Source organism: Falsigemmobacter intermedius (assembly GCF_004054105.1).
In the GTDB taxonomy this organism is placed as follows: domain Bacteria; phylum Pseudomonadota; class Alphaproteobacteria; order Rhodobacterales; family Rhodobacteraceae; genus Wagnerdoeblera; species Wagnerdoeblera intermedia.
On the sequence record NZ_SBLC01000136.1, the window covers coordinates 1 to 1441 of the forward strand.

Consider the following 1441-nt stretch of genomic DNA (forward strand, 5'->3'; position numbering starts at 1 on the left):
ATGACAAATTTGTTGACGGCGATCATGAGAGCAGGGTGCTGAAATAGTCGGGCCTGGACGCGGTTTGCGGAACATGGTTCACCCTTTGCAGATAACATGCCGGGGTGATCATGCGGGGAAATGACGAGACGAGCGGTTCGCTGTTCAGTTATGTCGATCTGGAGGCGCGGATCCCTGCGCGCCACTCTCTGCGTAAGATCCGACAGGTAGTAAATGCTGCTCTGGGCAGCTTGGATGCCACATTTGCAGGGCTTTACACTGATTTTGGCCGGCCCTCGATCGCTCCGGAACGGCTGATCCGCGCAAGCCTGCTGCAGATCCTCTTTTCAGTCCGCTCGGAGCGACAACTCATGGAACAGATGGAATATAACCTTCTGTTCCGCTGGTTTGTGGGGCTCGGGATCGATGACCCGGTCTGGGTTCCTACCGTGTTCAGCAAGAACCGGGATCGGTTGCTGAGCACGGAGATGTCGCGGAAGGTGATGGGGGCAATTCTGGCTCACCGCGATGTCGCGCCTCTGCTGTCGGATGACCACTTCTCGGTGGACGGCACACTGGTAAAGGCATGGGCCTCGATGAAGAGCTTCCACCCGAAGACCGACGATGGCCCTTCGGACGATGATCCCGGCGACCTTGGTGGCCCGAAGATCCCGCCCGCGTCCCCTTCTGAGCCAACCACGCCCGAGACTGCCCCGATGCCCCGAAAGAGCCGCAACACTGAGGTGAACTTCCGGGGCCAGAGGCGCTCCAATGCCACGCATGCGTCCTCCACTGACCCAGACGCACGGCTTTACAAGAAATCGCCCGGTGCAGGGGCAATGCTCTGTTTTGTCGGCCATGCGCTGATGGAAAACCGTTCGGGCCTGATCGTCCAGGGTGACCTCACCCGGGCCGATGGTCATGCCGAACGGCGTGCTGCCCTGGACATGATCCATCGCCACTCCCCCGGATCGACGCGTCGGTTGACGCTGGGGGCGGACAAGGCTTTCGATGCCGCCGATTTTGTGGCCGATCTGAGAGCCGCCTGCGTCACTCCGCATGTTGCACAGAAATCGAGGCATTCCGCGATCGACGGCCGGACGACCCGACATAAGGGCTACGCACTGTCGATCCGGCACCGCAAACGCATCGAAGAGGCCTTTGGATGGGCCAAGACCGTCGGCGGGATGACCCAGACCCTCTATCGCGGCGTTGAACGGGTGCGTGCCCGCTTTATCCTGACAATGGCCGCTAACAACCTCTAACAACCTCGCGAGACTGCCCAAACTGCTGGCTGCCTGAGGCGGGGAGGCCTTTGCTAGGCATGCATGTAGCCTGGCGAAGAAGGCGGGGCCGACAACAGACAGGTCTTGGTGGAGGAAAACGGTCCTGCACTCCGGACTATTTCAGCACCCTGCTCTCATGATCGCCGTCAACAAATTTGTCATGCCAATCCGGTCGA

At 60.1% G+C, this 1441-nt stretch carries 1 pseudogene; it reads left to right on the forward strand.

From position 1 onward, the window contains the following. Positions 1 to 110: 110 nt before the first annotated feature. Positions 111 to 1281, forward strand: a pseudogene (locus EP867_RS19585) (IS5 family transposase). Positions 1282 to 1441 lie beyond the last annotated feature (160 nt).